The organism is Rhizobium sp. 768_B6_N1_8 (genome assembly GCF_051811225.1).
GTDB lineage: Bacteria > Pseudomonadota > Alphaproteobacteria > Rhizobiales > Rhizobiaceae > Rhizobium.
Window position 1 is genome coordinate 927276 of the sequence record NZ_JBPWPV010000001.1, and the last position, 26351, is coordinate 953626.

Here is a 26351-nt window from a genome sequence, read left to right on the forward strand (position 1 = left end):
GACATACCAGCCTTTCCCACATGCGATCACTTTTGTTCAAGACGTAGCGTGGCCAGCGCGCTAATCTGGCGGGATGCAGAACGTTTCGCAGAAAGAGGCGGCAGACGCCATGCCGCTCGCCAAGGTGGAATCGGCCCGCTTCTGGCGGGATAGCCGCTTTCGCGACATGGAGTGCCTGAGCGCCAGCTTCCTAACACATGAATATGCCCCGCATGCCCACGACACTTTCAGCATTGGCGCGATCGAAAGCGGCAGCCAGATCGCCACCGTGCGCGGCAGGCGGGAAGAGACCGGTCCGGGCGACCTCTATCTGATCGACCCCGGTGTGGTGCACGATGGCACTCCCGGCGGCGAGGGGTATCGCTATCGGATGATCTACCCGGATACGAAGCTCTTCATCGACATACTGGAGGATGTCACCGGCAAGGCCTTCAACGCGACACCGTCCTTTGCGGGAGCGCTGCCGCGCGATCCGCAACTTGCAAAAGCTTTCCACACTGCCCACCGCACGCTTGAAAGTGGAGCGGGCGCGCTGGAATCCGATGAAAGCATGTTCTCGGTGCTGGCTGCGATCTTCGCCCGCTATGGCAGCACGATCGTCCTGCCCGTCGACACCAAGGAGCGCAGCGCTGTCGGCCGCGCCCGCGATTACCTCACCGAGAATTTCGACAGCGATGTCGGCCTCGAGGAACTGGCCAAGGTGGCAGGGCTAAGCCGCGCCCATCTGATCCGCGCCTTCCGCAGGGAATACTATATCACCCCGCATGCCTTCCTGACCGATCGGCGCGTGCTCGTCGCTCGTCGGTTGCTGAGGGAGGGCCGCATGCCGGCCGATGTCGCCGTTGAATGCGGCTTTGCCGATCAGGCGCATTTCACCCGCCACTTCAAATCGCGCACCGGCGTCACCCCCGGCCAGTTCCGCGTCGCCTGATCACTTTCGTTCAATACAGGCTTCCATTGTTCGGCTACTTCTCCGCCATCTTGATGCGGAGATTGCCAATGTTGCAGCAAAGCCGGCCAGCCGGCGAATTTCTTGCCGGAATGCGAGCCATTTTCCCATTGATCGTCGCGGTCCTGCCGATCGGACTCGTCTTCGGCGCAGTTTCGGCGACCAAGGGTCTCTCGGCCCTGGAAACGACGTTGATGAGCGCGCTCGTCTTTGCCGGCGGCTCGCAATTCGTGGCGATGGATATCTGGACGCATCCGGCAAGCTGGATCGGTGTCGGTTTCGCGGCCTTGCTGGTCAATATCCGCCACGTACTGATGAGCGCCTCGATCGGCACGAAGATGCAGTCCTTCTCCGGCATCAAGCGTTATATCGCCATGCTCTTCCTCGCCGATGAGCTCTGGGCCATGGCGGAATTCCGCGCCGGCAGCACGCGTCTGACCCCGGCCTGGTATGCAGGCATCGTCATGCCCTTCTACCTCACCTGGGTCGGCTCATCGCTTGCAGGTGCGCTGCTCGGCGCCTTTCTCGGCGATCCCGCCGTCATCGGGCTCGACTTCGCCTTTCCGGCCGTCTTCATCGTGCTGGTCATGGGCTTCTGGAAGGGACCGGAAACCGGTGCCGTTCTCGCCGCAAGCGGGATTGCGGCCGTTGCGGTCCATCAGTTTGTGCCAGGTGTCTGGTATATCGCAGCCGGCGCACTGGCTGGGCTGGCAATGGCTCTCTGGAGAGGCAGGATGCGGGAGCAAGCGGCATGACGCTCGATCTCAATACACTGCTCGCCATCCTCGTCATGGCTGCCGCGACGATCTTCACTCGTATCAGCGGCCTCGTGCTGATCCGCTATGTGGAAATTGACGAGAACAGGAAAACGGCAATCGAAGCCATCCCGCCGGCTGTGCTGATGGCTGTCATTGCCCCGACCGCTTTCGCGACCGGCTGGGCGGAGACGCTGGCATGTGTGGTTACCGCAATCGCCGCCACCCGCTTGCCGATGCTGGCAAGCGTCGTTGTCGGCGTTGCAACAGTGGCTTTGCTGCGAGCTGCAGGACTCTAGAAGAAGTTGACGCGGAAAGCCCGCGTCAATGTTCCTCGTACTGAGTGAAGGACGGATCGGCGAGATCGGCAAAGCGCGTGAATTCCGACTGGAAGGCGAGCTTCACAGTGCCGGTCGGTCCGTGACGCTGCTTGGCGATGATGACGTCTGCCGTGCCTTTCACCTTGTCGAACAGTGCTTCCCATTCCGGATATTTCGGGTCGTGGATATCACGCGGTTCCATGTTCTTCACGTAATATTCCTCGCGGAATACGAAGAGCACGACGTCGGCGTCCTGCTCGATCGAGCCGGATTCACGAAGGTCGGAAAGCTGCGGGCGCTTGTCTTCGCGGCTTTCGACGGCACGCGAGAGCTGGGAGAGCGCGATGATCGGCACGTTCAGTTCCTTGCCGAGCGCCTTGAGACCCGTGGTGATCTGGGTGATTTCCTGAACGCGGTTCTCGTTGGACTTGCCGGAACCGGTCATCAGCTGCACGTAGTCGACCACGAGCACGTCGAGACCGCGCTGGCGCTTGAGTCGGCGGGCGCGCGCCGACAGCTGGGCGATCGAGATACCACCGGTCTGGTCAATGAAGAGCGGCACTTTCTGCATCATCATCGAGCAGGCGACGAGCTTTTCGAAATCGGCATCGTTGATGTCGCCGCGGCGGATCTTCGAGGAAGAGACTTCCGTCTGCTCGGAGATAATACGCGTGGCGAGCTGTTCGGACGACATTTCCAGCGAGTAGAAGCCGACGACGCCGCCGTTCTTCGCCTTCATGCTGCCATCGGACTGCACTTCGCCTTCGTAGGCGGCAGCGATGTTATAGGCGATGTTGGTGGCAAGCGAGGTCTTGCCCATGCCGGGACGACCGGCGAGCACGATCAAGTCCGACCGCTGCAAGCCGCCCATCTTGGAATCGAGCGAATGGATGCCGGTGGAAATGCCGGAGAGGCCGCCGTCGCGTTCCTTGGCAACGGCCGCCATGTCGATGGCGAGCGCCACGGCATCGTTGAAAGCCTGGAAGCCGCCATCGTAGCGGCCGTTTTCGGCAAGCTCGAAAAGACGTCGTTCGGTATCTTCGATCTGCGCTTGCGGCGGCATGTCGAGCGGCGCGTCATAGGCGATATTGACGACATCCTCGCCAATGGTGATGAGCGCGCGGCGGATCGCCAGGTCATAGATTGCCCGGCCATAGTCCTCGGCGTTGATGATCGTCACGGCGCCGGTGACGAGGCTGGCGAGATATTGCGAAACGGTGATGTCGCCGACTTTTTCGTCGGCCGGCAGGAAGGTCTTGACCGTGACCGGGTTGGCGATCTTGCCCATGCGGATGATGTCGCCGGCGACTTCGAAGATCTTCCGGTGCAGCGGCTCGTAAAGATGCGTGGGCTTGAGGAAGTCCGAGACGCGGTAATAGGCGTCGTTGTTCATCAGGATGGCGCCGAGCAGCGCCTGTTCGGCCTCGATGTTGTTCGGCGCTTCGCGATAGTGCTGCTCTGCAGGAGCAACGGCGGCAATCTTTCGTGCAGCTTCGTTCATCGTCATCCGTACTGTCTTTTTCCAAAACTCGGATTTGCAGGGCGGGCCGCATAAAATCAAGTCTCGCGCAGCAACTGCGTTCAAGCGGTCGTCAAATTAGCAGCGCTGTGCACGTTCTTCGACTTCTCCACAGTCGGCGGATCCGCTGAGGAGAAATATCCTGACTGTCACTTGCGGGACACGCAGCCCGCGGCGACTCACTTCGTCATTCCAACATTCCGTTATCTTATCGCCCCTGATTGGAAGGCGCAGCAGAAAAGCCCGACATTCTTCTGAAGACCCACATCTAAGCAACAAAAAAGCCCGGCGCGAGCCGGGCTTTCCGTTCTGTCTGAAGACAGAGATTATGCTTCGTCTTCGTCGATGCCGTCGGCTTCCGGATCGAAGAAGTCTTCCGGACGCAGGGCGTCTTCGTCAACGCCGTAGATGGCGTCGACAGAGGTGAGCTCTTCGCCCTTGGACTGGCGCTCGGCTTCTTCGGAGGAGCGGGCAACGTTCAGCTCGATGTTGATCTCAACTTCAGCATGGAGCTGCAGCTCGACCTTGTGCAGGCCGATCGCCTTGATCGGCGTGTTGAGGTGAACCTGGTTGCGAGCGATGTTGAAGCCTTCGGCGGCCAGAATGTCGACGACGTCACGGGCAGCGACGGAGCCGTAGAGCTGGCCGGTTTCGCCGGCAGAGCGGACGACGATGAAGGACTTGCCGTCGAGAACGTCGGCAACCTTCTGGGCTTCGGACTTGCGCTCGAGGTTACGGGCTTCGAGCGTTGCGCGCTCGGATTCGAAACGGGCCTTGTTGGCAGCGTTGGCGCGCAGTGCCTTGCCGAGCGGCAGGAGGTAGTTGCGTGCGAAGCCGTCGCGAACCTTTACGGTTTCGCCCATCTGGCCGAGCTTGGAGATGCGTTCGAGGAGGATGACGTCCATGGTGTTTTTCCTTTCTTATTCTCAGATTTCGCTATCGGGTTGTTTGGGGGCATCAGCATCCTTGGTCGGGGTCAGGGCGATCGCCTTGCGGGTATCGGCGAGACCAAGCACGAGGATGAAAAGGGCTGGCAGCATCATGGTGGATGCCAGGTAGCAGAGGATGAGGGCCGGCAAGCGCCAGTCCTTGCCGCGCGTGCGGAAATGCAACGCGGCGAAGCCGGACATCAGGAAGCCGGCGCCGAAGGCTCCGACAACCGTGGCGCCGATCATTGCCGGGACGCCGCCCATGAAGGTGGCGGCAAGACCGGCGAGGAAGATGAAGATCGAATTGCGGTTCATGCGCAGCGACGAGGGAATATCCTCGCGCGGGCGCAGGCCTTTACCGGAAGCGGCAACGATGCGCGTCGCGATGTAATAGGCGGCAAACAGCATTACCACCCAGATGGCGCCCTGCAGGGCCGGCAGCATCAGGACGACGAGCGACTTCGTTTGCGCAGTCGCGACGGGATCCGGAACGAATGTCGGCTGCTGCTCCTGCAGCGAGGCCATCAGCACATCGACCATCTGGTCGGTGATCTCAGGCCCGTAGCCGATCATGATGCCGGTCACGATGACGGCAAAGGTGACGAGACCGCAGAGATGCAGCAGGATATCGGAAAGCGGATACCAGGCGAGCAGATTGTCGGGGCCGCCGAGTTCGGAGGCCGGGCGCGCAAGGTTCGCAAGGTGGCTCAGCCAGCCTGCCGGCAGCAGCGTCACCAGCGTCATGACGAGCGCGAAGGAGGGCGAAATGGCAATCGCGCCGAGCACGGCAGCGGTGACGACAGCGGAAATGGCGGCGAGATTGCCCCAACCGAGGCCGACGAGCAGGATCGGAAGTGCGGAAGCGGCGTAAAGCACAGCGCTGAACGACGGCTGCATGCTCGCGCCAAGCACAAGCAAGGCGGCGGTCAATCCGGCGAGTGCGCCGATCGCAAGCGTTTTCGGGTTCAGTTTTGTCACTTCGCTGTCCTGCTTCATCAAGCAGTTAGAGGATTTCCCTGAGAGAGTTCGGGAGATGCCTCAACATGGGTTTTAAGGTTCCGATCCGCGCCCATCGCGGAAGGGAGGAAGCCCCGGATCCGAAGATCCGGGGCTCCAATAGTCAATTAGGCGACGACGTACGGCAGCAGGCCGAGGAAGCGGGCGCGCTTGATCGCCTGGGCGAGTTCGCGCTGCTTCTTCTGGGAAACGGCCGTGATGCGGGACGGAACGATCTTGCCGCGCTCGGAAATGTAGCGCTGCAGGAGACGGACGTCCTTGTAGTCGATGCGCGGAGCGTTTGCACCGGAGAACGGGCAGGTCTTGCGACGACGGTGGAACGGACGACGGACCGGAGCGGAGGAAGATTCAGACATTCTTATTTCTCCTTATGCACGGTCTTCGCGGGGAGCGCGATCAGGACGCGGGCCACGCTGGAAGTCGCCGTCACGGCGCGGCGGACGATCGCCGAATTCGCGGCGCGGGCCACGGTCGCCGCCTTCACGCGGGCCACGGTCGTCGCGGTCGCGCTTCTGCATCATGGCAGACGGACCATCTTCGTGCTTTTCAACAGCGATGGTCATGTAGCGAAGAACGTCTTCGCTGATGCGCATCTGGCGTTCCATTTCCTGGATCGCAGCTGCCGGTGCATCAATGTCCATCAGGGCGTAGTGAGCCTTGCGGTTCTTCTTGATGCGGTAGGTGAGGGACTTGAGGCCCCAGTTTTCGATACGCCCGACTTTACCGCCGTTTGCTTCGATCACGCCCTTGTACTGTTCTACGAGGGCATCGACCTGCTGCGACGTGATATCCTGTCGGGCAAGGAATACATGTTCATAAAGAGCCATGACAGCTTTGCCTTTCTTGCGTTGATCAGAACCCGGCATTCGGCGGCTAAGCCTCAACGACTGCTCCTGAGAGGCGATAAGCGCCAAGCAAGAAAAGCGTTTCCGAGACGGTCGAGAGCGGAGACACGGGAGGCTGGAACGCTTCCGTTCCGAACGGTTCGCATGAAGCAAACCGGCCCTCCGTTCAGCCACCAGCCAGAAGACCGGGTTAACGAACAGGCGCGCTTATACGGATTTTTGAGCGAAAGGCAAGGGAACCGGGCAAGAAACCTTATTTCGTCACCTCGGGCCGGACGAAGACGGTCTGTCCCGGTGGATTATCGACGAAGAACTGGTCGTCGGCAATCAGCAGCGATTGTGTTCCGCTCTTATAGGCGAATTGCAAACTCTCTGCCTCCGCCATGCGGCCAGTGAGGTTGATCGTTATCGTATCTGCGCTGTCGGCAAAACTGATCTGCAGTGTATTGCCCTGCCGTTCTATGACAGCATCTGCCATGTCACCCCGGTCGGTTCCATCAGAACTGAAGCGCATGATCTCCATGGGATTGTTCGTCTCGATGATATCATGACCATCGCCCTCGGCGAAATGATAGGTCGATTGCACGGTGGATGTGCTGTTGATGACGACATAATCATCGCCCTTGCCGCCGGAAATATTGTACGCAGCAGCCGTCGCATTGACGGAGATGACGTCGTTGCCGTCGCCGCCATCGATACCGCTCGCATTGACGGCCGTCACTTCGATGAGATCATCGCCGCTGCCGCCGTCAACGCTGAATACATTCCGCGAACTGACGGTTATCGCGTCATCGCCTTTCCCGCCTGCCGTACTAAACGCAAAGGCAGCGGAACTGATGTTGATTGTGTCGTTGCCATCGTCGCCATCGGTGCTCCCTCACGCTGGTCGTGCTTTCAAGGGCGATCGTATCGTCGCCTTTGCCGCCGCCGGTGGAGCCGATCCCCTTGACCAGATTTTCAATGGTGCCGAGCGGCCCGCTGACATCAGCAGTTGTTTCGATGGAAATTTGATCGTCACCGCCGCCGCCATCAACCCAGCCGACATTCCCGCCGCTGGTAATCGAGATGGAGTCGTCGCCTCTGCCCGACTTGATGTGCGCCACGGAGGGATTGGAGGTCTGTTCCTGGCCTTGTCCCCCGGCGCGGATGTTGATGACGTCGTCGCCGCGTCCGGTCGATACCTTGTTGACCTCATTGGCGGTGATATCGACAACATCATTCCCGCTGCCTGTCGTCACTGAGGCTGCGCCGCCAGGGGAGTTGATCAGTACGCCGGCATTACCCTTCGCATCCATGATGATCCGCATGATGCTGTCGATTGCGCCACCATTTGCGCCGGCCGCTGTGACACCGACTTGGGCGAAGACGCCAGGTTCATGTTTGCCGCCGCCATTGTTGATTGACGCGGTCTGAAGCAGCTGAAGCGCATACTCGCCGCGGAAACGGGCATGAAATGTCTGGGAAATACCGATCACTGCAAAGCTCCTCCCGTCTTCTTTGCCTTCTCATGAAGCCCGAAGATCGATGGCCGCTGTCATGGCGGGAAAATCATTGCTGAAACTGAGCGGGATGGTGCCGGTGATCGGTTAAATGCCACTTAACAGCGAAGTGCGAAATGCAGCTGCAAACATTGGTAGATGCCTCTGGGAATAAAAGAGGCGCGATTGCTCGCGCCTCCACATATTTGGGACAGAAAGCTCTCAGAGCGGCATCGGATACTGCCGGTGAACCTTCTCGATCTCGGCAAGCGCATCGTTGCTGAGCCCCACGTTCGCCGAGCCGATATCCGTCTTCAACTGCGCCATCGAGGTTGCGCCAATGATGACTGACGTCATGAAGCGACGGGTCAGGCAGAAGGCGAGCGCCATCTGCGAGGGATCGAGGCCATGGCGGGCGGCGATGTCGAGATAAGCCTTCGTCGGCGCTTCCTGCAGCGGCTGCAACCGGCCGCCGAGGTCGCCGTTGATCGATGCGCGCGTGCCCGCCGGCTTCTGGCCGTTGATGTACTTGCCGGTCAGGATGCCGGCGGCAAGCGGCGAATAGGCGAGCAGGCCGACATCTTCGTGGTGGGAGAGTTCCGCCAGGTCGAGATCGAAATGGCGGTAGAGGAGATTGTATTCGTTCTGGACGCTGGCGACGCGCGGCAGGTTCATCTGCTCGGACAGCGTCAAATATTTCTGGATACCCCAGGTCGTCTCGTTGGACAGGCCGAAGGCGCGGATCTTGCCTTCCTTCACCAGCTCGCCCACCGTCTCCAGAATGTCGGTCATATTCGCTACGGCTTTGGCGCGGTCCTGCTTGAAAGGGTCGTAATGCCAGCTCTGGCGAAAATGGAAATGGCCGCGGTTCGGCCAGTGGATTTGGTAGAGATCAACATAGTCGGTCTTCAGTCGCTTCAGGCTGGCCTCGAGCGCGAGGCGGATATTCTTGGCGTCGGCGCCTTCGCCGTTGCGCAGATAGGAGCGGCCGGTGCCGGCAACCTTGGTGGCGAGCACGATATCCTTGCGCTTGCCGGTCTTTTCGAACCAACTGCCGATATAGTCTTCCGTGCGGCCCTGCGTTTCGGCCGAAACGGGCGTCGTCGGATAAAGCTCGGCAGTATCGAAGAAATTGATGCCTTCCTGGACGGCGTAGTCCATCTGTTCATGGGCTTCCGCCTCGCTGTTCTGCGTGCCCCAGGTCATGGTGCCAAGGCAAATCTCGGAAACGGAAATATCTGTGCGGCCTAATTTATTGTATTTCATCGGAAACCTTGGGCGTGGTCTGGGAAAGGAAGAGCTTGGGAAGAGCCGCGCAAATCTAGGCTGGATTTGCCGAAGCGCAAGAGGAAAAACCGGGTGTTCCCGCTGAGGCGAAAGGCTTTGGAGAGAATCTGCCGCCACTTGACTCTGAAAGAAAGAATGTCAATTGGAGGCGAAATGGCCCAATGGGCACTATCGAGGGACCGAAAAATGACCATTGCTTTCACTTTTCCCGGCCAGGGCAGCCAGGCCGTCGGCATGGGCAAGGATCTCGCCGAGAACTTTGCGGAAGCCCGCGCCGTTTTCGAAGAGGTCGATGAAGCGCTCGGTGAAAAGCTTTCCGATGTCATCTTCAACGGTCCCGAGGACAAGCTGACGCTGACGGCAAACGCCCAGCCGGCGCTGATGGCCGTCTCGATGGCCGTCATCCGCGTTCTGGAAGCCAAGGGCCTCGACCTGAAGGCGAAGGTCGCTTACGTCGCCGGCCATTCGCTCGGCGAATATTCCGCCCTCTGTGCCGCCGGCACTTTCTCGATCGCCGACACGGCTCGACTTCTGCGCATCCGCGGCAACGCCATGCAGGCCGCCGTGCCTGTCGGTGTCGGCGCCATGGCCGCCATCATCGGCCTCGAACATGCCGACGTGCAGGCCATCTGCGAAGAAGCCGCAGCGATCGGCTCCTGTCAGATCGCCAATGACAATGGCGGCGGCCAGCTCGTCATATCAGGTGAGAAGTCGGCCGTCGAAAAGGCCGCCGGCCTCGCGACCGACAAGGGCGCCAAGCGCGCCATCCTGCTGCCGGTTTCCGCCCCCTTCCATTCGAAGCTGATGGCGCCTGCCGCAGACGCCATGCGTGAGGCACTCGCCGGTGTGAAGAAGACCAATCCGGCCGTGCCTGTCATCGCCAATGTCCGCGCTACTCCAGTCACTGACGCTGAGGAGATCGCCGCACTTCTCGTCGAGCAGGTCACCGGACAGGTTCGCTGGCGCGAAACGGTGGAATGGTTCGCCGCAAATGGCGTCACAACGCTCTATGAACTCGGTGCCGGCAAGGTGCTGACCGGCCTTGCGCGCCGCATCGACAAGAATATCAATGGCGTCTCTGTAAACGGCCCTGCCGATATCGACGCTGCCATTACCGCTCTCACGGCCTGATTGCCCCACTTCATATAAGGAACGTTCCCATGTTCGATCTTTCCGGCCGCAAGGCTCTCGTCACCGGCGCATCGGGCGGCATTGGCGAAGAAATCGCCCGCCTTCTCCATAAACAGGGCGCCATTGTCGGCCTGCACGGCACCCGTGTCGAAAAGCTCGAGGCCTTGGCAAATGAGCTAGGCGACCGCGTCAAGATCTTCCCGGCGAACCTGTCGGATCGCGATGAGGTGAAGGCTCTCGGCCAGAAGGCGGAAGCCGATCTCGAAGGCGTCGATATCCTGGTCAACAATGCCGGCATCACCAAGGACGGCCTCTTCGTGCGCATGAGCGACGAGGACTGGGATGCCGTTCTCGAAGTGAACCTGACGGCGACCTTCCGCCTGACACGCGAGCTCACCCATCCGATGATGCGCCGCCGTTATGGCCGCATCATCAACATCACCTCGATCGTCGGCGTCACCGGCAACCCGGGCCAAGCCAACTACTGCGCCTCCAAGGCGGGCATGATCGGCTTCTCGAAGTCGCTGGCACAGGAAATCGCCACCCGCAACGTGACGGTCAACTGCGTTGCGCCGGGCTTCATCGAAAGCGCCATGACCGGCAAGCTGAACGACAAGCAGAAGGAAACGATCATGGGTGCGATCCCCATGAAGCGCATGGGAACCGGTGCCGAAGTGGCCTCTGCCGTCGTCTATCTCGCCTCCTCGGAAGCGGCCTATATGACGGGTCAGACGCTGCACGTAAACGGCGGCATGGCCATGATCTGAAACGATTAGCTGCCGCAGCCGCCGATTTCAGCCAATAGCGTGTTGAGCAATCACGAACGGTTGATTTTCTGGCTTTGCGGCAGACTTAAAGCATGTTAAGCGGGCCATGACTGTCAACAGTCGTCCCGAAAAAAGCAGACGGACCGGCGGGCTTTTCGCAAGCCTGGGACTTCTCTAAAGCCGGGTAAACGAGTTTGCCGAGGATGTCTGAAAGCATCGCAGGCTGAAACAGGGTAGGGGTGTCAGAAAGACATTCCGATCAGGACATAAGGTCGAGGAAACCGACATGAGCGATATCGCAGAACGCGTAAAGAAAATTGTTATTGATCATCTTGGCGTCGATGCCGACAAGGTCGTCGAGAGCGCCAGCTTTATCGACGATCTGGGCGCAGACTCGCTCGACACGGTCGAACTGGTCATGGCCTTCGAAGAAGAATTCGGCGTTGAAATCCCCGATGATGCCGCTGACTCGATCCTGACGGTTGGCGATGCCGTGAAGTTTATTGAAAAGGCTCAGGCCTGATTCTGCGCATTCGAGAAAGGGCGGGCCAAGAGTCCGCCCTTTTCTTTTGAGCATGTTTCTCCATAAAACATAACAGACGGGGGAAAGCAGTCGATGAGAAGGGTCGTCATAACAGGTGCCGGCATGGTATCGCCCTTGGGATGCGGAGCAGAAATTACCTGGTCCCGCCTGCGTGCGGGAGCAAACGGCGCCCGCCTCGTGACCGAATTCGAGGTCGATGATCTCCCTGCCAAGATTGCTTGCCGCATTCCCGTTGGCGATGGTTCGGACGGCACCTTCAATGCTGACGACTGGATGGAGCCGAAGGAACAGCGCAAGGTAGACCCCTTCATCATCTACGGCATGGCCGCCGCCGATATGGCGCTCAAGGATGCCGACTGGCATCCCGAAACCGATGAGGACCAGATCTCGACAGGCGTGCTGATCGGCTCCGGCATCGGCGGCATCGAAGGCATTGTCGAAGCCGGCTATACGCTGCGCGACAAGGGCCCGCGCCGCATCTCTCCTTTTTTCATTCCAGGCCGACTAATCAACCTCGTCTCCGGCCAGGTTTCCATTCGCCACAAGCTGCGCGGCCCGAACCATTCGGTCGTCACCGCCTGCTCCACCGGTGCGCATGCCATTGGTGATGCTGCCCGCCTTATCGCGCTCGGCGATGCCGATGTCATGGTAGCCGGCGGCACGGAATCTCCGGTCAGCCGCATTTCGCTTGCCGGCTTTGCCGCCTGCAAGGCACTGTCGACGCAGCACAACGACGACCCGCAGAAGGCGTCGCGCCCCTATGACAAGGACCGTGATGGTTTCGTCATGGGCGAGGGCGCCGGTATCGTGGTACTCGAAGAGCTCGACCATGCGCTGGCACGCGGCGCCAAGATCTATGCCGAAGTGGTCGGTTACGGGCTTTCCGGCGATGCCTTCCACATCACCGCTCCGTCGGAAGACGGCGACGGCGCGTTCCGCTGCATGACCATGGCGCTGAAGCGCGCCGGCCTGACGCCTGCCGATATCGACTATATCAACGCCCACGGCACCTCGACCATGGCCGATACGATCGAGCTCGGTGCCGTCGAGCGCCTCGTCGGCAATGCGGCGTCGAAGATCTCGATGTCGTCGACCAAATCCGCGACCGGCCACCTGCTCGGTGCTGCCGGCGCCATCGAGGCGATCTTCACGACCCTCGCAATTCGGGATAACGTCGCCCCTCCGACGCTCAATCTCGACAATCCTGAGCGGGAGACTGCGATCGATCTTGTTCCGCACAAGGCTCGTGAGCGAGAAATCAACGTGGCGCTATCCAACTCGTTCGGATTCGGCGGCACGAATGCATCGCTCGTGTTGCGCCGCTACGTCGCGTAACAGGTGGTTCACCGAGCACGGGCGAACGTCAAACGGCGTCATGAAGCGCGGCAGAACCTGTTTTTGCCGCATTACTTCGCGAAATAGCGAAGCGGGGGCCAAGTTTTAGAGGATTGCCGGTGAGCGATACGACCAACCAGAGCAGCGACAACGGCCAGCCGGCGCAGAAGGGACCGATCATCCCGAAATCGCCGAGCGAAGCCCTGCGGCCGGAACGTGTTCCCGAGCCGCCGAAGCGCTCCAGGAATGCCCGCAGCCAGGTCGTCCTCTTCCTGAATTTCGTCATGACCATGGCGGTGGTCGTCTGCATCGCGGGTCTCATCGGCTTCTACTACGCCATCACTGCCTATCAGAACCCCGGCCCGCTGCAGACGAACACCAACTTCATCGTCCGCAATGGCGCAGGCCTCGCGGAAATCGCCACGAATCTCGAGCGCAATCTCATCATCTCGGACGCGCGCGTCTTCCGTTATCTGACCGCGACGCATCTGAGCGCCGGCGAAAGCCTCAAGGCGGGTGAATACGAGATCAAGGCGCATGCATCCATGAACGAGATCATGGAGCTTCTGAAATCAGGCAAGTCGATCCTCTATTCCGTCTCCTTCCCCGAAGGTCTGACGGTGCGGCAGATGTTCGACCGCATGCTGGACGATCCGGTGCTCGAAGGCGACCTGCCGGCGGCTCTGCCGGCAGAAGGCAGCCTGCGGCCCGATACCTACAAGTTCTCGCGCGGCACCAAGCGGTCTGAGATCATCGATCAGATGGCTGCCGCCCAGCAGAAGCTGGTCGACCAAATCTGGGAACGGCGTGATCCGTCCCTGCTTTTGAAGAGCAAGGAAGAGTTCGTCACGCTCGCCTCCATCGTCGAGAAGGAGACGGGAGTGCCGGACGAGCGCGCTCATGTCGCCTCCGTCTTCCTGAACCGTCTGGGCAAGGGCATGCGTCTGCAGTCCGATCCGACCATCATCTACGGTCTCTTCGGTGGCGATGGTAAACCCGCAGACCGGCCGATCTATCAGTCGGACCTGAAAAAAGAGACGCCCTTCAATACCTACGTCATCAAGGGCCTACCGCCGACGCCGATCGCCAATCCCGGCAAAGACGCGCTGGAAGCTGTCGCCAATCCCTGGAAGACGCAGGACCTCTATTTCGTTGCCGATGGCACCGGCGGTCACGTCTTTGCGGCAACGCTCGAAGACCACAACGCCAACGTCAAGCGCTGGCGTAAGCTGGAAGCCGACAAGGGCGCCGATCCCGAAATTGTCGTCGACGGACAGCCGGAGGACCAGCCTGCGGACAATACATCCGCGGTTCCGCCGAAGAAAAAGAAGATCAACTGATATCGGGAGGCCTTTGATGGCATTGCAGTCCATGACTGGTTTTGCGCGGCGCGAGGGAACGACCGGCCGCTGGCGCTGGGCATGGGAACTGCGTTCGGTCAACGGCAAGGGCCTTGATCTCCGCCTCCGCCTCCCGCCCGGTCTGGAGCGCCTCGAAACGGATGTTCGCCGCATTGCCGGCGAGAATTTCAGCCGCGGCAACCTGCAGGCCACGTTGTCCCTGACGACAGGCGAAAGCCAGCTTGAAGCCGTGCTCAATCAGGATGCCTTCGCCGCCGTTCTCACCATGCGCGACAAGCTGGAAGGTCTCATCGATCCGGCGCCGCTGAGGCTCGATACCCTGCTTTCCATCCGCGGCCTCGTCGATTTCCGCGAGACGCAGGACAGCGAAGAGGCGATTGCCGCGCGCGATGCCGATATCCTGTCTGGACTGATGGCTGCTCTTTCCGATCTCAGGGCTATGCGTGAGCATGAGGGAGCAGCACTCGCGCGTGTGCTTCTCGGCCATGTCACGACGATCGAAGCGCTGACAAGCACGATCGAGGCCGATCCCTCGCGCTCGCCGCAGGAGATCGCGACAAGGCTCTCCGCGCAGGTCGCACTCCTCATGGAGGGAGCGGGCGGGCTCGACCGTGACCGGCTGCACGCCGAGGCAGCATTGCTCGCCACCAAGGCGGATCTGCGCGAAGAGATCGATCGGCTGAAGGCCCATGTCGCCGCCGCCCGCGATCTCGTGACAAAAGGTGGCCCGGTTGGCCGAAAGCTCGATTTCCTTGCACAGGAATTTAACCGAGAATCGAATACAATCTGCTCGAAGTCGAACGCATCGGCCGTCACCGCAGCGGGCATCGAGCTGAAGGTGGTGATCGATCAGTTCCGCGAGCAGGTCCAGAATTTGGAGTAGGATATGAGCCCGGCGAAAATCTCGCCCATCCAGATCGCCCGTCGCGGTCTGATGCTGGTCATCTCGTCGCCCTCGGGCGCCGGTAAATCCACCATCGCGCGTACGCTTCTGGAAACGGACAAGCAGATCGGCCTTTCCGTCAGCGTCACGACACGCCAGCGCCGGCCGAGCGAAGTGGAAGGCGTTCACTATCATTTCAAAACCGTGCGGGAATTCGAGCGGCTGCGCGATTCCGATTCTCTGCTGGAATGGGCCGAGGTTCACGGCAATTTCTACGGCACGCCCCGCGAGCCGGTTGAGCAGGCCATGTCCGAAGGCCGCGACATGCTGTTCGATATCGACTGGCAGGGCGCTCAGCAATTGCAGCAGAAGATGCAGGCCGATGTGGTCTCGATCTTCGTACTGCCGCCGACCATGACCGAGCTGCAATCCCGCTTGCATCGCCGCGCCGAGGATTCCGAGGAGGTCATCCAGACGCGCCTGGCCAATTCTCGTGCCGAGATCGCCCACTGGCGCGAATATGATTACGTCATCATCAATGATGACCTGAACGCTGCCTTCGATGCGGTGCAGTCGATTGTCAAGGCCGAGCGCCTGCGCCGCGACCGTCGCCACGGCATGTTCGATTTCGTCCGCGAATTGCTGGAAGAGACGCCGGTTCTTTAAAGGCTGTTCGCCAGCCGGCAGAATTCCTCCACCGAAAGAGTCTCCGCGCGCCGCGCCGGATCGATGCCGGCTTTGACGAGCAAGCTCTCCCCGCCGATCGGCTTCAGGCTCTGGCGCAGCATCTTGCGGCGCTGGCCGAAGGCTGCCTGCGTCACCTTCTCCAGATTGGCGACAGAGCAGGGGATCGGGTTTTCGTTCGGCGTCAGGTAGACCACCGTCGAGGTGACCTTCGGCGGCGGCGTGAAAGCCTGTGGCGGAATATCGAATGCCATGTGGGAATGTGTGCGCCATCCCGTAAGCACGCCGAGGCGGCCATAGTGATCGTCGTCTTCGGAGGCGACGATCCGCTCGCCGACTTCCTTCTGGAACATCAGCGTCAGAGATTGCCAGAAGGGCGGCCATGCCTTCGGCAGCAGCCAGTTCACCAGAAGCTGGGTGCCGACATTGTAGGGCAGGTTGGCGATGATCTTGACTGGACCTTCCAGTGCCAGCGCCTCGAAATCGGTCTTCAGCGCATCGCCCTCGATGACTTCCAGCCGTCCGGGATAATGGTCGGCGATCTCGGCGAGAGCCGGCAGGCAGCGTGCATCGCGCTCGACCGCGATGACCTTCTTCGCACCGAGCGCCAGTATGGCCCGCGTCAAGCCGCCGGGACCGGGACCGACTTCAAAGACTGTCGCGTCGTCAAGCGCGCCGGCCGTGCGGGCAACCTTCTGCGTCAGGTTGAGATCGAGCAGGAAGTTCTGCCCGAGCGCCTTGCGCGCATCGAGCCCATGGCGCTGGATAACCTCGCGAAGCGGCGGCAGACCGTCGAGTGCAGCCATTAACGGTGGCTTTCCGCAGTCCGGCCAAGCTGCGCGCTGAGCTTCAGCGCAGCAACGAGGCTCGTTTCGCGGGCAAGTCCCTTGCCGGCAATGCCGAAGGCGGTGCCATGATCGGGGGAGGTGCGCACGAAAGGAAGGCCGAGCGTCACATTGACGGAATCGTCGAAACCGAGCGCCTTGGCCGGGATCAGCGCCTGATCGTGATACATGCAGATGGCCACGTCGTAACGTGCGCGCGCTTCGTCATGAAACATCGTATCGGCGGGGAGGGGACCGATCGCATCGATACCCTCGTCACGAAGGATCTGCACCGCCGGATGGATGATGGTCTCATCCTCCTTGCCGATCGCGCCGCCTTCGCCCGCATGTGGATTGAGCCCTGCAATGGCCAGGCGCGGGGAGTCGATCCCGAAACGCTGCTTAAGGTCCTTGTCCGCGATCCGGCAGGTTTCGACGATCAGGCCGAGCGTCAACGCCTGCGGCACATCCTTGAGCGGAATGTGGATGGTGACAGGAATGGCGCGCAGTTTCGGTCCCGCAAGCATCATGACGGGCATGACCGACTGACCGGTCGCATGCATGGCAAGATCGGCAAGGAATTCCGTATGGCCTGGAAATTTGAACCCTGCCTCATAGAGCACCGACTTGGCGATCGGATTGGTGACGACTGCAAGCGCCTCGCCCTGCATGACGAATGCTACCGCCGCCTCGATCGAGGCGATCGTACCCTTCGCCGTCGCGACATGCGGCTCTCCTGCCGCAACATCGACGCCTGCGGGTATCGCCAAGACAGGCAACGCGTCCGCAAATATACCGAGACTTTCCGCGGCGTTGCCGATGCTGCGCAGGGGAACGTCGAGTCCGAGCTTTCGTGCCCGCACCGCAAGCACATCGGGATCGCCGATCAGGAAGAACGGCGGCAGTCCAAGCTCGCGCCTGCGAAGCCAAGCCATGAGCGTTATATCAGGCCCAACGCCGGCAGGGTCGCCCTGCGTCAGTGCAAGCGGTCGCGAAAACGGTGTCGCCATGGAAAAATCAGCGATAGATGATCTGCGCGTGTTTACGCAGTTCATCCAGATATTTGGTGGCGTTTTCGTTTTCCGGCGCCGCGGACTTGTCTGCCTTTGCCTTGTCAAGGTCTTCCTGACGGAACACCATTTCAGCCGCCTGGTCATCCGAGACCTGGCGCTGGCTGCAGATCGCGAGATATTCCACGCCCTTGTCGGTCACGCGCGTAGCCGTGGTGTTGCCCTTGGCCCCTATGACCAGATCCTTCCAGTCCGCCGGAATTTCCGGGGCCAGCATGCGGCCGAGATCGCGGATCGAAACGTCCCGCATTGTGGCGGCGAAAGTCTTTGCCTGGTCACAACCCGGATATTTGGAGCGTGACGCCTCAGCCTCGCTCTTGCGCTTCGCCGTGATCGCGTTGCGCTTGGATGCGGGAACAACGAAGATGACCTGCTGCAGCATATATTCTGTCGTCACCGGCTTCTGCTTGTTGTTCTGCATCATGCGGTTGACGAGGTCGAAATTCGATAGGCGTGCGCTGGAGCCGTAACGCGCGTTGACGACGCGCGGCCAGCTCATCTGCACGGCAATGAAGTTCTTGAAATGATCGACGCCGACGCCGGCGCGGTCGAGGATCTGCCCCATCTGCTCGACGGAAAGCTTGTTGCTGGCGGCAAACCGAGCGAAGGAGGCGTTGACGTCGTCCTGCGAGACGGACATGCGCACGCGGGAGACTTCCTGCCGCTTCAGCGCCTCGTCGACAAGCTGTTCTTCGGCAGCCTTGGCGTCGGGTTTCAAGCGCTGCAGGCGCATGAAGGCCTGTCGTTTTGCAACGTCGCCACTGGTAATCGCGGTACCGTTTACCACTGCCTTGACTTCGCTGGCGGCGAAGACAGGTGTACTGAAGGCAGCAAGCATGAAGGCTGCGCCTGCAATAAGCGTGGTTACGGTTTTCTTCGCGTCAATCATCTGTTGACCTCCCGATAGCGCCGCACGATCCAACGCGCGGCGTTCTTACCATACACTGAGACCAGCGGAAATCGCATCTCTTGCTCCGCGACACCCTATGTCTCACATAACGACTGGTCGCAATGTCCTGCACAGGCTTACGGCGAAAGAATGGCCCGGCCGGAAATCTCCGGCCGTCCATCTGTCATCAGAGGTTATTCGCAGCATCACCCGTGCCCAGCCGGATATCGCCGAGCGTGCGGAAGGTCAGGCGGGCGGCGATCGTCCAGTCGCTTGCCGTCTGATCCGTCGTATCCCGCCTATCCACATAGGCGATGGTGAAGATGGTGCACTCGTCCTGATAGGAAATGCCGAGCGAACGCCTGACAACAACGTCATTGTTCAGATCCCAGGCGATACCACCGAAGATCGACCAGTAATCCTTGAACTTGATCCTGCTGCTCGCCTGAATCTCGTCTTGGTCTTCAGCAAAGCCGTATGCCGGCTGGGCACCCACGTGCGTATAGGTGACCTGGCCCGAGAAGGTATCGTTCTGATAGGCCGTCGTCAGGTCGCCGCGATTGAAGGCGAAATCCTTCTCGTCCAGTCGGTAGGATGCTGCCACGGAGAGACCGAAAGGCATTTCGATGCCGCCGAGGCCAACATAGTCGGAACGGTCGGTCTCAAGGCCGGAATCGGCGCCGACATTCACGAGGTCGTCGGTCGCAAACGAATTCTGGCCGGCGAGCTGGTAGGACTGTCCGAAGATGCCGTGCAGCTTGTAGCCGCTGTCGAAGGTGCCTGTATACTGGAAGCCGACGTTTGCGCGCGTGCCGCCCTCGATACGGTCGTAGCCGGAGAACCTGTCACGATCGAAAAGGTTGGTCGCATCGAAGACGAAGCTTTGCGCATCTTCGTTCGGCAGCCGGCCGGCGAGTGGTTCATCCGGTCGTGCGTAGATCTGCGCAATCGGCTCCAGAACATGCGTGCTGTTGCTGGTCGTGAACAGGATCGGGTAGCGCATTTCCAGCCCGGCCGTCACCATTCCGCGCGTTGCCGCATTATCGTCCAGATAATTGCCGGCATAGGGAACGCCGTTGGCATCGACCGGACTTTGCATGTTGAGCGCCAGAGCATCGCCGCGTGCCGCGAGCAACGGCGTGATAACCAGCCCAGTGGGTGTTACGAAGGTCCGTTTCCACTGTAGTTCCGTGGTCAAACGTGTGGTCTGACCTTCCAGGCCGGGGAAGCGATCGAAACCGTCGACGGTGGTAAAGTCGTCCTGAGAGCGCGAAAGATTGGTCAGATTGACATCGGCGGAAAGCTCACCGCCTGCGAGCGGCTGCGGCGCGACATAGTGATAGTCAAGCGTCGGATAGACGATTGGCTGCTGCTTTTCAGCGGTGCTGCCGGAATCGGCGTCCTGAACGTCGAAATAGAAGGCGCGCAGGTCGAAGTAATTCCGCTTGCCGAGACCCGTCAGATAGACGGTATTGACCTGCGGCGTGTTGTCGTAACCATCGATCTTGTAGGTGCGCGAGAAGTTGTTGTCGCTCTGCACCATCACATCCCAGCCGAAGGTCCAGCGGGGATTGATCCTGAAATCCCCCTTCGACGCGACCATGCCGCGCTGTTCAGCTTCGGCATCGCTTGTACCGGCGCTGAAATTACCGGGATTCATCTGATCGATGCCGGCGACGTGCATCGTCACCGTGCCGTTTTCGAAGCGACGGCGATATTCGCCCTCGAGCAGGAAGCCTTGCGAGGTATAGCCGGTGCCCGTGACGGTGAAATCCGAACTCGGGGAGATGACGTAATAATAGGGAACGGACAGACCGTAGCCGAGATTTTGTGAAACGCTCATCGACGGGAACAGGAAGCCGGACTTGCGCTTCACGGTATTGTCGGGGACTTCGATCCACGGCAGGTATGCGAGCGAACGGCCAAGCAGCTGGAAACGCGCCTTTTCAAGGCGGATCGTATGCTTCTCACTGTTCTGGATAACGCGTTCGGCCTTGACCTGCCAGAAGGGCGCGCGTTCGGGCTTTTCCGCGCAGGGCAAGCAGGCCGTGTAGACGCCTTTATTGAGAATCATCTGCGTACCGCCGACTCGCTGGCCGGTTTCGGCAACGAGGCGGGTATTATCGCTTGTCTCGATTCGCAGCGCATTCATGAAGCCGTCTGCGAAATTGTCGGTCACATCGAGGTGGTCGGCATAGATTCGGTTGCCGTCGGGCGTCACCATCTCGATGTTGCCGGTCGCCATCATGCGGCCGGTCTTCTGGTTATAGTCGACCTTCTGGGCGACCAGCCTGTAGCCGCCGTAGTTGATCTGCACGCCGCCGATCACAGAGACGAGCTCCTGGTCCCTATTATAGAGGAGCTCGTTCGCGGACAGCATCAGCTTAGCATCCGGCGAGACATTCTGGCCGATCGCAGGCATGCCTGTATTGTTCTCTTGGCCATAGGCCAGCGGAGCACTTTCGAAATAGCTACACAGAGCCGCACCTAGGAGCAGGGCAACCAACTGTTTACTAACAACCTTGCGGTCGCCTACCGCCACTAGCCATCCTCCTGATGAAGCAGGATCGTTGCGCCTAAAGCGAGCGCTACGACCACCGGTATCCAAGTCGCCACAAACGGCGGCACGACACCGCTGCTTCCGAATGCTTTTACAAGCACGGTGACGACATAAAGCATGAAGCCTGAAAGGATTCCACCCAGAATCACAGAGCGTGATTGGTTGAACCGGCTAAATTTCAGAGACACTGTTGCAGCAATGAGAGTCATGGCCACCAAGAGCAGCGGCTGCGACAGCAGAGAGTTGAATTGAGTCTCAAGTGCCTTCGTTGAAATTCCGAAGGATTTGGCGGCAGCGATACGGTTGGAAAGGTCAAAGAAACCAATTGTTTCCGGCGCTGTGAGCCGCTCCTTGATGAAGTCTTGCTTCAGATTGGTACGAAGCTGCTCCGTAGCCTTACGCACCGGGATTTCCCCAGGCTTGCGTTCGACGACGTTGTTAAGCTGCCAGTAACCATCTTCCAATTTGGCGGATGAGGCATCCTGCCTCAGAATGACCTGACCGGTGGAATCGAAGTGGACAAGCACGGCGTCCATAAGCAGCGTGCCGTTCTCCAGCACGGTCTTGGCGCCGATGATGACATCGTCCCGGCCGCTGATCTGGCGCAGCCACGGAACCTGCAGTGCCCTGATCATGGCATTGTCCTGACCGCGCCAGGCCGTTTCGAATTGTGTTGCCTGCCTCTGGCCCCAGGCTGCGAGCGGATTGAGCGCCACCACCGTCAGCACCCCGAGAATCAGGGACCCCGCGATAAAAGGCAGCATGAACTGCCAGACCGAGATGCCCGCCGCACGGGTGACGACGAGTTCATATCTCCGGTTGAGGCCGATCAGCACGGTGATGCCGACGAACAACGCCACGAAGGGGATGGTCTGCTGCAGGATCAACGGTAGGCGAACGGCGGTGAGCAGCACAGCACCACCCAGCGTGTAGCCGGGGAAATTGGAGATGCGGCTTGCCGTCTCGCTGAAGTCCAGCAGGAAGGTGATGGCGCTCATGCCGATCAGGAACCACATCGTGGTTACGACATACCGGCGGAAGAAATACCGCGACAATGTCCCGAAAATCATCGCACAGCGCCTCCGCCGGTCCGGTCCGTCGCGGCAAGTACCCGCTTCTGGGCGCGCTTCCAGATCGTCGAGGTGCGGTTTCTGACGACAAGCGGCATGGCCAGCCGCTTATGCATGTTCAGGAAAATAATCGAAACCAGGCTGGTCACGATCGGGATCGCATAGAGGATCGGGATATAGATCGTGCTTTTGTCGATCTGGTTGGCAACGTAAAACGCCGCCCAGCGCAGGACGAACGCGAGGCCCAGTGCGCCGATCATCGGATGCATGCGTGCCTCGCGATGCGATCGCGCATCCCCGGCTATGGCGAGCGAGAATAGCGCGAAAACGAAGGGAAGCATCCAGTCGGTCAGGCGGCGATGAAGCTCGGCGGTATAGCTGCCGGGCTTGGCGATATAATCAGGATCTTTCGGATCGGGATTGAGCAGGAAAGCGAGATCGCGGTCGCTCGCGCGAAGCGTCGCCTGTCCGTTATTTTCCGTCATATCCGAAAGGTCGAAGGAATAGGAATCGAACTTGATGACCGAGACGTTTCCATCGGGCGTTTTGCGATGGACTTCGCCATCATGCATGATCAGCGACGTGCCGATATCATCCACGGCGCCTTCGCGCGCATAATAGATGAGTTCGTTATTCGGCTCGCGCTCGTCGGCGACGAAGAGACCTTTGAGCGTGCGGCCGGCGAGCCGCTGCGAGATCTGCACATAGAGGCCTTCATCGATCTTGCGGAAGGTCTTTTCCTCGATCACGGACGAAAGAAGATCGGCATAGGTCTCGGCGATCATCTGCCGCACGACCGTCTTCGCGCGTGGCTCGACGACATTGTCGACGAAGAACGAGAAGACGCTGATGAGGATCGCGAGCAGCAGGATCGGCCGCGCCAGGATAGTGCGGCGGGCGCCGGCGGCATCGATCACGGTCAGTTCGGAATCGTTGTTCATCGTCGTCAGCGTCTGGGTAATGCCGATGACGAGTGCAAAGGGCAGCACGATGGGAATGATCGACGGCAGGATCAGCGTCGCAAGCGTGGCGAAGGAGCCGATCGACTGGCCGCTGTCGGTCACCAGATTGATGCGCTGCAGGACCTGGGTGGTCCAGATGATCGCGAGCACCGGGAGCAGGGCCACGAGAAACATCTGGCCGACACGCCGCAATATATATGTCTCGAGTAGTTTCATGCTCGCCCTTGAACGCGCCTGCAGGTCGATATGATCAGCAGGAGATTCCCTCTACGCTGTTTGTCTCGGTTTTGCGACAAGTCAGTGTCAAAAATTCATTCAATTTTCAGAATTTTTTTGTTGCCGTGGCGACTCAGCAAGTGCCATCAGCGCGGTGAATATGACGACCGAAGAAAGCCATCCCAGCACGACGTCGGATAGATAATGTGCGCCGAAGGAGAGCCGCATCGCGGGTGTCAGGATGGAAACGGCGGCGACGGGTGCCACAAGCGCATAACGTATCGACTTCGGAACGAAGATCAGCAGGCAGAACAGCCAGCCCGCGCTTGCCGCCTCGCCGGAAATGAAGGAGCAGTTCGAGACGCACTTGCCGGCCAATGAACCGGCTTCGGCGAAATGCAGCGTACCGCCGAAGAAATCCGTCTGCACAGGCCGCGGCCGACCCCAATGTTCCTTGAGGATCACATTGACGAGAAGAACGGGACCGATCAGCAGCGTGCCGAGCGCAACCTTCAGATCGCGGGCGCGCGGTGCGTTGAATGTAGCGCCATGCTGCTGATAGCACTCGACCAGTTTCCATAGCATGACCGCGGTCACGACATAGGGAACGTAGAAGAAGAGCGTGCGTAAGAGACCGAGGATCGCCTCGCTCCGATAGGGGAAGGAGCCACAGATCTCGGTTGCTGGGGCCGACGCGTCGCAGGCCGCCTGCACGAAAAAAAGCTGGGAAAAATAAATGTCTATCCCGGGAAACGCGCGGAACAGGGCAAGCAGCAGCCACCATACCCAGAAAAGCAGGACAAAGACGCCGAATGCCGTTTGCGGCAGGCGAACTGCCGGACCCCGCCATCGATTTTTCGAAAAAACTGTCAACGCAAACATCTACGAAACTGACGAAAACCTTTTGGCCGGGCGGCCGCGCGGAACATAACAACTGTCGCCGGCCATTGACAGACCCGTCAAACGCGAAATTATCCCCTGGAACGGATTTCATGAATCCCATCGGAGAAGACATGTCTGCAAAATTCGAAATTTCATTCTCAAAATCGGCAAAGCTCAGCAGCGGCCTCGCGATTCTTCTGAAGACGTCCGAAGCCGACACCGCGGCTGGGGCCGATATTGCCGATCCGGCGGGAGTGATTGCCAAGGCGTCGAAGATTGCGCGCTTCTCGGCAAAGTCGTTGGCTGCCCTCGACCTAGTGGCGCCAGAGGGTGCGCCTGTCGAGCGTATCATCGTCCTTGGCCTCGGCAAGCCGGCAGACCTGACCGTCCACGATTGGCTGAAGGCCGGCGGCAGCGCTGCCTCGCGGATCAAGAATACTGAGAAAGCGACGATCTTCATCGATGCGCCGGGCGCAGATGTCAGCGCCAAGGCTGCGGCCGATTTCGCTCTCGGCATGCTGATGCGCGCCTACAGCTTCGATACCTATAAGACGAAGAAGAATGACGACGAGGAGAAACAGGCGAAGTCGGTCAAGGTGACGATCGTCACGGCCGATGCGGCTGCCGCCAAGAAGGCCTTCGCCGATGCCGAAGCGGTTGCCGACGGCGTCAATCTCGCTCGTGACCTGGTCAACGAGCCGCCGAACGTCCTCGGCCCCATCGAATTTGCGGCCAAGGCAAAGGAGCTCGAGAAGCTTGGCGTCGAGGTGGAAATCCTCACCGAGCGCGAAATGCGCCGTCTCGGCATGGGCGCGCTGCTCGGCGTCGCCCAGGGCTCCGTGCGCCCGCCGCGCCTGGCTGTCATGCAATGGAAGGGCGGAAAGGGCAAGGATCGGCCGATTGCCTTCATCGGCAAAGGCGTCGTCTTCGATACCGGCGGCATCTCCATCAAGCCGGCTGCCAATATGGAAGACATGAAGGGCGATATGGGCGGTGCGGCTGCCGTCACCGGCCTTATGCACACGCTTGCCGCCCGCAAGGCGCCGGTCAATGTCGTGGGCATCATCGGCCTTGTGGAAAACATGCCTGATGGCAACGCCCAGCGTCCGGGCGACATCGTCACCTCCATGTCCGGCCAGACGATCGAGATCATCAACACGGATGCGGAAGGCCGCCTCGTGCTCTGCGATGCGCTCTGGTATTGCAACGACCGCTTCAAGCCACAGTTTATGATCAATCTCGCGACGCTGACAGGCGCCATCATGGTCGCGCTCGGCAACAGCCATGCGGGTCTCTTCTCGAATGACGATCCGCTGTCGGCGCAGCTGACGACCGCTGGCCTCGTCACGAACGAGAAGCTGTGGCGCATGCCGCTCGGCAAGGAATATGACAAGATGATCGACAGCAAGTTCGCCGATATGAAGAATACCGGCGGTCGTCTCGCCGGTTCCATCACCGCAGCGCATTTCCTCAAGCGCTTCGTGCAGGATACGCCCTGGGCGCATCTCGATATCGCCGGCACGGCCATGGGCTCGGTGCAGGACGAGATCAACCAGTCCTGGGGCTCCGGTTTCGGCGTGCGCCTGCTTGATGAACTGGTCCGCTCGAACTACGAAACACGATGACGGAAATCCTCTTCTACCATCTGACGGAATCGAAGCTGGAAGACGCGCTTCCGCCGTTGCTCGACAAGAGTGTCGAGCGCGGCTGGCGCGTCGCCGTCCAGATGAAGGAGGCCGCGCGGCGCGATGCGCTGGATCAGCATCTATGGACCTATCGGGAAGACAGCTTCCTGCCGCATGGCACGGATGAGGCCGATTTCGCCGGGGATCAGCCGGTTCTCCTGACGGTTTCGGCTGACAATCCGAATGCTGCTACCGTCCGCTTCATCGTCGATGGCGCCGAGCCGCCGGCGGTCGCGGATTATGAGCGGATCGTCTTCATGTTCGACGGGTATGACCAGGAGCAGCTTGAAGGCGCGCGCGCCCAGTGGAAAAAGCTGAAAGGCGAGGGGCATAGCCTCACCTATTGGCAGCAGACGCCGGAAGGGCGGTGGGAGAAGAAGGCCTGACCC

27 protein-coding genes are annotated in these 26351 nt (G+C 60.1%); 12 read left to right on the top strand and 15 right to left on the bottom strand.

All coding sequences use genetic code 11. From position 1 onward, the window contains the following. The first annotated feature begins 109 nt into the window (after positions 1–109). From AB8B33_RS04660 to AB8B33_RS04670, 3 genes are all read left to right on the top strand, one after another. Entirely contained in the window at positions 110–931 is an 822-nt protein-coding gene (locus AB8B33_RS04660) for an AraC family transcriptional regulator (RefSeq protein WP_439017188.1), read from the top strand. A 68-nt stretch (positions 932–999) separates the two neighbouring features. Next, positions 1000–1704: an AzlC family ABC transporter permease gene (locus AB8B33_RS04665; protein ID WP_439014515.1), complete on the top strand. Its 705-nt coding sequence runs from the start codon at positions 1000–1002 to the stop codon at positions 1702–1704. After that, positions 1701–2003, top strand: coding sequence for an AzlD domain-containing protein (locus AB8B33_RS04670; RefSeq protein ID WP_113323375.1), 303 nt, complete (start codon positions 1701–1703; stop codon positions 2001–2003). Before AB8B33_RS04665 ends, AB8B33_RS04670 begins: the two co-directional genes overlap by 4 nt. Positions 2004–2028: 25 nt before the next feature. Here AB8B33_RS04670 and AB8B33_RS04675 read toward each other — a convergent pair whose 3' ends face one another. The 8 genes from AB8B33_RS04675 to AB8B33_RS04710 all read right to left on the bottom strand — a co-directional run bounded on the left by AB8B33_RS04675 (position 2029) and on the right by AB8B33_RS04710 (position 9078). Further along, positions 2029–3525 (bottom strand): replicative DNA helicase, encoded by a 1497-nt coding sequence (locus AB8B33_RS04675; RefSeq protein ID WP_007820234.1) that lies wholly within the window; start codon positions 3523–3525, stop codon positions 2029–2031. Positions 3526–3869: 344 nt separating this feature from the next. Continuing rightward, positions 3870–4448: a 50S ribosomal protein L9 gene (gene rplI, locus AB8B33_RS04680; protein ID WP_113323376.1), complete on the bottom strand. Its 579-nt coding sequence runs from the start codon at positions 4446–4448 to the stop codon at positions 3870–3872. A gap of 21 nt (positions 4449–4469) precedes the next feature. Beyond that, the gene (locus AB8B33_RS04685) at positions 4470–5468 is read right to left on the bottom strand and encodes a DUF2232 domain-containing protein (protein WP_439017189.1); all 999 of its coding nucleotides are present in this window, start codon (positions 5466–5468) and stop codon (positions 4470–4472) included. Positions 5469–5596: 128 nt separating this feature from the next. Further along, a complete protein-coding gene (rpsR, locus tag AB8B33_RS04690) occupies positions 5597–5845 on the bottom strand; it encodes a 30S ribosomal protein S18 (RefSeq protein ID WP_007531286.1) in 249 nt (82 codons plus the stop codon). Between the two features lie 12 nt (positions 5846–5857). Then, positions 5858–6316: a 30S ribosomal protein S6 gene (gene rpsF, locus AB8B33_RS04695; protein ID WP_007820237.1), complete on the bottom strand. Its 459-nt coding sequence runs from the start codon at positions 6314–6316 to the stop codon at positions 5858–5860. 271 nt (positions 6317–6587) lie between these two features. After that, the gene (locus AB8B33_RS04700; RefSeq protein WP_439014516.1) at positions 6588–7055 is read right to left on the bottom strand and encodes a hypothetical protein; all 468 of its coding nucleotides are present in this window, start codon (positions 7053–7055) and stop codon (positions 6588–6590) included. 91 nt (positions 7056–7146) lie between these two features. Further along, complete coding sequence (locus AB8B33_RS04705; RefSeq protein ID WP_439014517.1) at positions 7147–7809, bottom strand: hypothetical protein; 663 nt, start codon at positions 7807–7809, stop codon at positions 7147–7149. Positions 7810–8034: 225 nt separating this feature from the next. After that, on the bottom strand, positions 8035–9078 hold the full coding sequence (locus AB8B33_RS04710) for an aldo/keto reductase (protein WP_439014518.1): 1044 nt from the start codon (positions 9076–9078) through the stop codon (positions 8035–8037). Between the two features lie 207 nt (positions 9079–9285). Here AB8B33_RS04710 and fabD point away from each other — a divergent pair, with 207 nt between their 5' ends. The 7 genes from fabD to gmk all read left to right on the top strand — a co-directional run bounded on the left by fabD (position 9286) and on the right by gmk (position 15786). Next, positions 9286–10230 (top strand): ACP S-malonyltransferase, encoded by a 945-nt coding sequence (gene fabD, locus AB8B33_RS04715; RefSeq protein WP_439014519.1) that lies wholly within the window; start codon positions 9286–9288, stop codon positions 10228–10230. 29 nt (positions 10231–10259) lie between these two features. Further along, positions 10260–10997: a 3-oxoacyl-[acyl-carrier-protein] reductase gene (gene fabG / locus AB8B33_RS04720; protein ID WP_113311640.1), complete on the top strand. Its 738-nt coding sequence runs from the start codon at positions 10260–10262 to the stop codon at positions 10995–10997. Positions 10998–11283: 286 nt separating this feature from the next. Next, the gene (locus AB8B33_RS04725; RefSeq protein WP_003547058.1) at positions 11284–11520 is read left to right on the top strand and encodes an acyl carrier protein; all 237 of its coding nucleotides are present in this window, start codon (positions 11284–11286) and stop codon (positions 11518–11520) included. A 93-nt stretch (positions 11521–11613) separates the two neighbouring features. Further along, entirely contained in the window at positions 11614–12876 is a 1263-nt protein-coding gene (gene fabF / locus AB8B33_RS04730; RefSeq protein ID WP_439014520.1) for a beta-ketoacyl-ACP synthase II, read from the top strand. A gap of 119 nt (positions 12877–12995) precedes the next feature. Further along, positions 12996–14216: an endolytic transglycosylase MltG gene (mltG, locus tag AB8B33_RS04735; protein WP_310382859.1), complete on the top strand. Its 1221-nt coding sequence runs from the start codon at positions 12996–12998 to the stop codon at positions 14214–14216. Positions 14217–14232: 16 nt separating this feature from the next. Beyond that, on the top strand, positions 14233–15120 hold the full coding sequence (locus AB8B33_RS04740) for a YicC/YloC family endoribonuclease (RefSeq protein ID WP_439014521.1): 888 nt from the start codon (positions 14233–14235) through the stop codon (positions 15118–15120). A 3-nt stretch (positions 15121–15123) separates the two neighbouring features. Then, positions 15124–15786 (top strand): guanylate kinase, encoded by a 663-nt coding sequence (gene gmk, locus AB8B33_RS04745; protein WP_113323382.1) that lies wholly within the window; start codon positions 15124–15126, stop codon positions 15784–15786. Here the strand turns inward: gmk and rsmA are convergent. From rsmA to AB8B33_RS04780, 7 genes are all read right to left on the bottom strand, one after another. Continuing rightward, on the bottom strand, positions 15783–16610 hold the full coding sequence (rsmA, locus tag AB8B33_RS04750; protein WP_439014522.1) for a 16S rRNA (adenine(1518)-N(6)/adenine(1519)-N(6))-dimethyltransferase RsmA: 828 nt from the start codon (positions 16608–16610) through the stop codon (positions 15783–15785). The genes gmk and rsmA overlap by 4 nt on opposite strands. After that, positions 16610–17638, bottom strand: coding sequence for a 4-hydroxythreonine-4-phosphate dehydrogenase PdxA (pdxA, locus tag AB8B33_RS04755; RefSeq protein WP_439014523.1), 1029 nt, complete (start codon positions 17636–17638; stop codon positions 16610–16612). Before pdxA ends, rsmA begins: the two co-directional genes overlap by 1 nt. 7 nt (positions 17639–17645) lie before the next feature. Beyond that, a complete protein-coding gene (locus tag AB8B33_RS04760; protein WP_439014524.1) occupies positions 17646–18587 on the bottom strand; it encodes a peptidylprolyl isomerase in 942 nt (313 codons plus the stop codon). A gap of 187 nt (positions 18588–18774) precedes the next feature. Further along, positions 18775–21129 (bottom strand): LPS-assembly protein LptD, encoded by a 2355-nt coding sequence (locus AB8B33_RS04765; protein WP_439014525.1) that lies wholly within the window; start codon positions 21127–21129, stop codon positions 18775–18777. Then, positions 21129–22217, bottom strand: a complete 1089-nt coding sequence (gene lptG / locus AB8B33_RS04770) for an LPS export ABC transporter permease LptG (RefSeq protein WP_439014526.1) — start codon at positions 22215–22217, stop codon at positions 21129–21131. The genes AB8B33_RS04765 and lptG overlap by 1 nt, the downstream gene beginning before the upstream one ends. After that, on the bottom strand, positions 22214–23395 hold the full coding sequence (locus tag AB8B33_RS04775) for an LptF/LptG family permease (RefSeq protein ID WP_439014527.1): 1182 nt from the start codon (positions 23393–23395) through the stop codon (positions 22214–22216). Before AB8B33_RS04775 ends, lptG begins: the two co-directional genes overlap by 4 nt. A gap of 99 nt (positions 23396–23494) precedes the next feature. Continuing rightward, entirely contained in the window at positions 23495–24268 is a 774-nt protein-coding gene (locus AB8B33_RS04780; protein ID WP_439014528.1) for a phosphatase PAP2 family protein, read from the bottom strand. Between the two features lie 140 nt (positions 24269–24408). On the opposite strand from AB8B33_RS04780, the gene AB8B33_RS04785 reads away from it, so the two are divergent. Together AB8B33_RS04785 and AB8B33_RS04790 are read left to right on the top strand one after the other, a co-directional pair. Continuing rightward, positions 24409–25902, top strand: coding sequence for a leucyl aminopeptidase (locus AB8B33_RS04785; protein WP_439014529.1), 1494 nt, complete (start codon positions 24409–24411; stop codon positions 25900–25902). Continuing rightward, the gene (locus AB8B33_RS04790; protein ID WP_439014530.1) at positions 25899–26348 is read left to right on the top strand and encodes a DNA polymerase III subunit chi; all 450 of its coding nucleotides are present in this window, start codon (positions 25899–25901) and stop codon (positions 26346–26348) included. The genes AB8B33_RS04785 and AB8B33_RS04790 overlap by 4 nt, the downstream gene beginning before the upstream one ends. The last annotated feature ends 3 nt before the right edge of the window (positions 26349–26351 follow it).

Excerpts from the sequence above, each read along its gene's own strand:
- AB8B33_RS04660 (WP_439017188.1), top strand. The coding sequence starts at position 110 with ATGCCGCTCGCCAAGGTGGAATCGGCCCGCTTCTGGCGGGATAGCCGC.
- AB8B33_RS04665 (WP_439014515.1), top strand. The coding sequence starts at position 1,000 with ATGTTGCAGCAAAGCCGGCCAGCCGGCGAATTTCTTGCCGGAATGCGA.
- AB8B33_RS04670 (WP_113323375.1), top strand. The coding sequence starts at position 1,701 with ATGACGCTCGATCTCAATACACTGCTCGCCATCCTCGTCATGGCTGCC.
- AB8B33_RS04675 (WP_007820234.1), bottom strand. The coding sequence starts at position 3,525 with ATGAACGAAGCTGCACGAAAGATTGCCGCCGTTGCTCCTGCAGAGCAG.
- rplI (WP_113323376.1), bottom strand. The coding sequence starts at position 4,448 with ATGGACGTCATCCTCCTCGAACGCATCTCCAAGCTCGGCCAGATGGGC.
- AB8B33_RS04685 (WP_439017189.1), bottom strand. The coding sequence starts at position 5,468 with ATGAAGCAGGACAGCGAAGTGACAAAACTGAACCCGAAAACGCTTGCG.
- rpsR (WP_007531286.1), bottom strand. The coding sequence starts at position 5,845 with ATGTCTGAATCTTCCTCCGCTCCGGTCCGTCGTCCGTTCCACCGTCGT.
- rpsF (WP_007820237.1), bottom strand. The coding sequence starts at position 6,316 with ATGGCTCTTTATGAACATGTATTCCTTGCCCGACAGGATATCACGTCG.
- AB8B33_RS04710 (WP_439014518.1), bottom strand. The coding sequence starts at position 9,078 with ATGAAATACAATAAATTAGGCCGCACAGATATTTCCGTTTCCGAGATT.
- fabD (WP_439014519.1), top strand. The coding sequence starts at position 9,286 with ATGACCATTGCTTTCACTTTTCCCGGCCAGGGCAGCCAGGCCGTCGGC.
- fabG (WP_113311640.1), top strand. The coding sequence starts at position 10,260 with ATGTTCGATCTTTCCGGCCGCAAGGCTCTCGTCACCGGCGCATCGGGC.
- AB8B33_RS04725 (WP_003547058.1), top strand. The coding sequence starts at position 11,284 with ATGAGCGATATCGCAGAACGCGTAAAGAAAATTGTTATTGATCATCTT.
- fabF (WP_439014520.1), top strand. The coding sequence starts at position 11,614 with ATGAGAAGGGTCGTCATAACAGGTGCCGGCATGGTATCGCCCTTGGGA.
- AB8B33_RS04740 (WP_439014521.1), top strand. The coding sequence starts at position 14,233 with ATGGCATTGCAGTCCATGACTGGTTTTGCGCGGCGCGAGGGAACGACC.
- gmk (WP_113323382.1), top strand. The coding sequence starts at position 15,124 with ATGAGCCCGGCGAAAATCTCGCCCATCCAGATCGCCCGTCGCGGTCTG.
- rsmA (WP_439014522.1), bottom strand. The coding sequence starts at position 16,610 with ATGGCTGCACTCGACGGTCTGCCGCCGCTTCGCGAGGTTATCCAGCGC.
- pdxA (WP_439014523.1), bottom strand. The coding sequence starts at position 17,638 with ATGGCGACACCGTTTTCGCGACCGCTTGCACTGACGCAGGGCGACCCT.
- AB8B33_RS04760 (WP_439014524.1), bottom strand. The coding sequence starts at position 18,587 with ATGATTGACGCGAAGAAAACCGTAACCACGCTTATTGCAGGCGCAGCC.
- lptG (WP_439014526.1), bottom strand. The coding sequence starts at position 22,217 with ATGATTTTCGGGACATTGTCGCGGTATTTCTTCCGCCGGTATGTCGTA.
- AB8B33_RS04775 (WP_439014527.1), bottom strand. The coding sequence starts at position 23,395 with ATGAAACTACTCGAGACATATATATTGCGGCGTGTCGGCCAGATGTTT.
- AB8B33_RS04785 (WP_439014529.1), top strand. The coding sequence starts at position 24,409 with ATGTCTGCAAAATTCGAAATTTCATTCTCAAAATCGGCAAAGCTCAGC.
- AB8B33_RS04790 (WP_439014530.1), top strand. The coding sequence starts at position 25,899 with ATGACGGAAATCCTCTTCTACCATCTGACGGAATCGAAGCTGGAAGAC.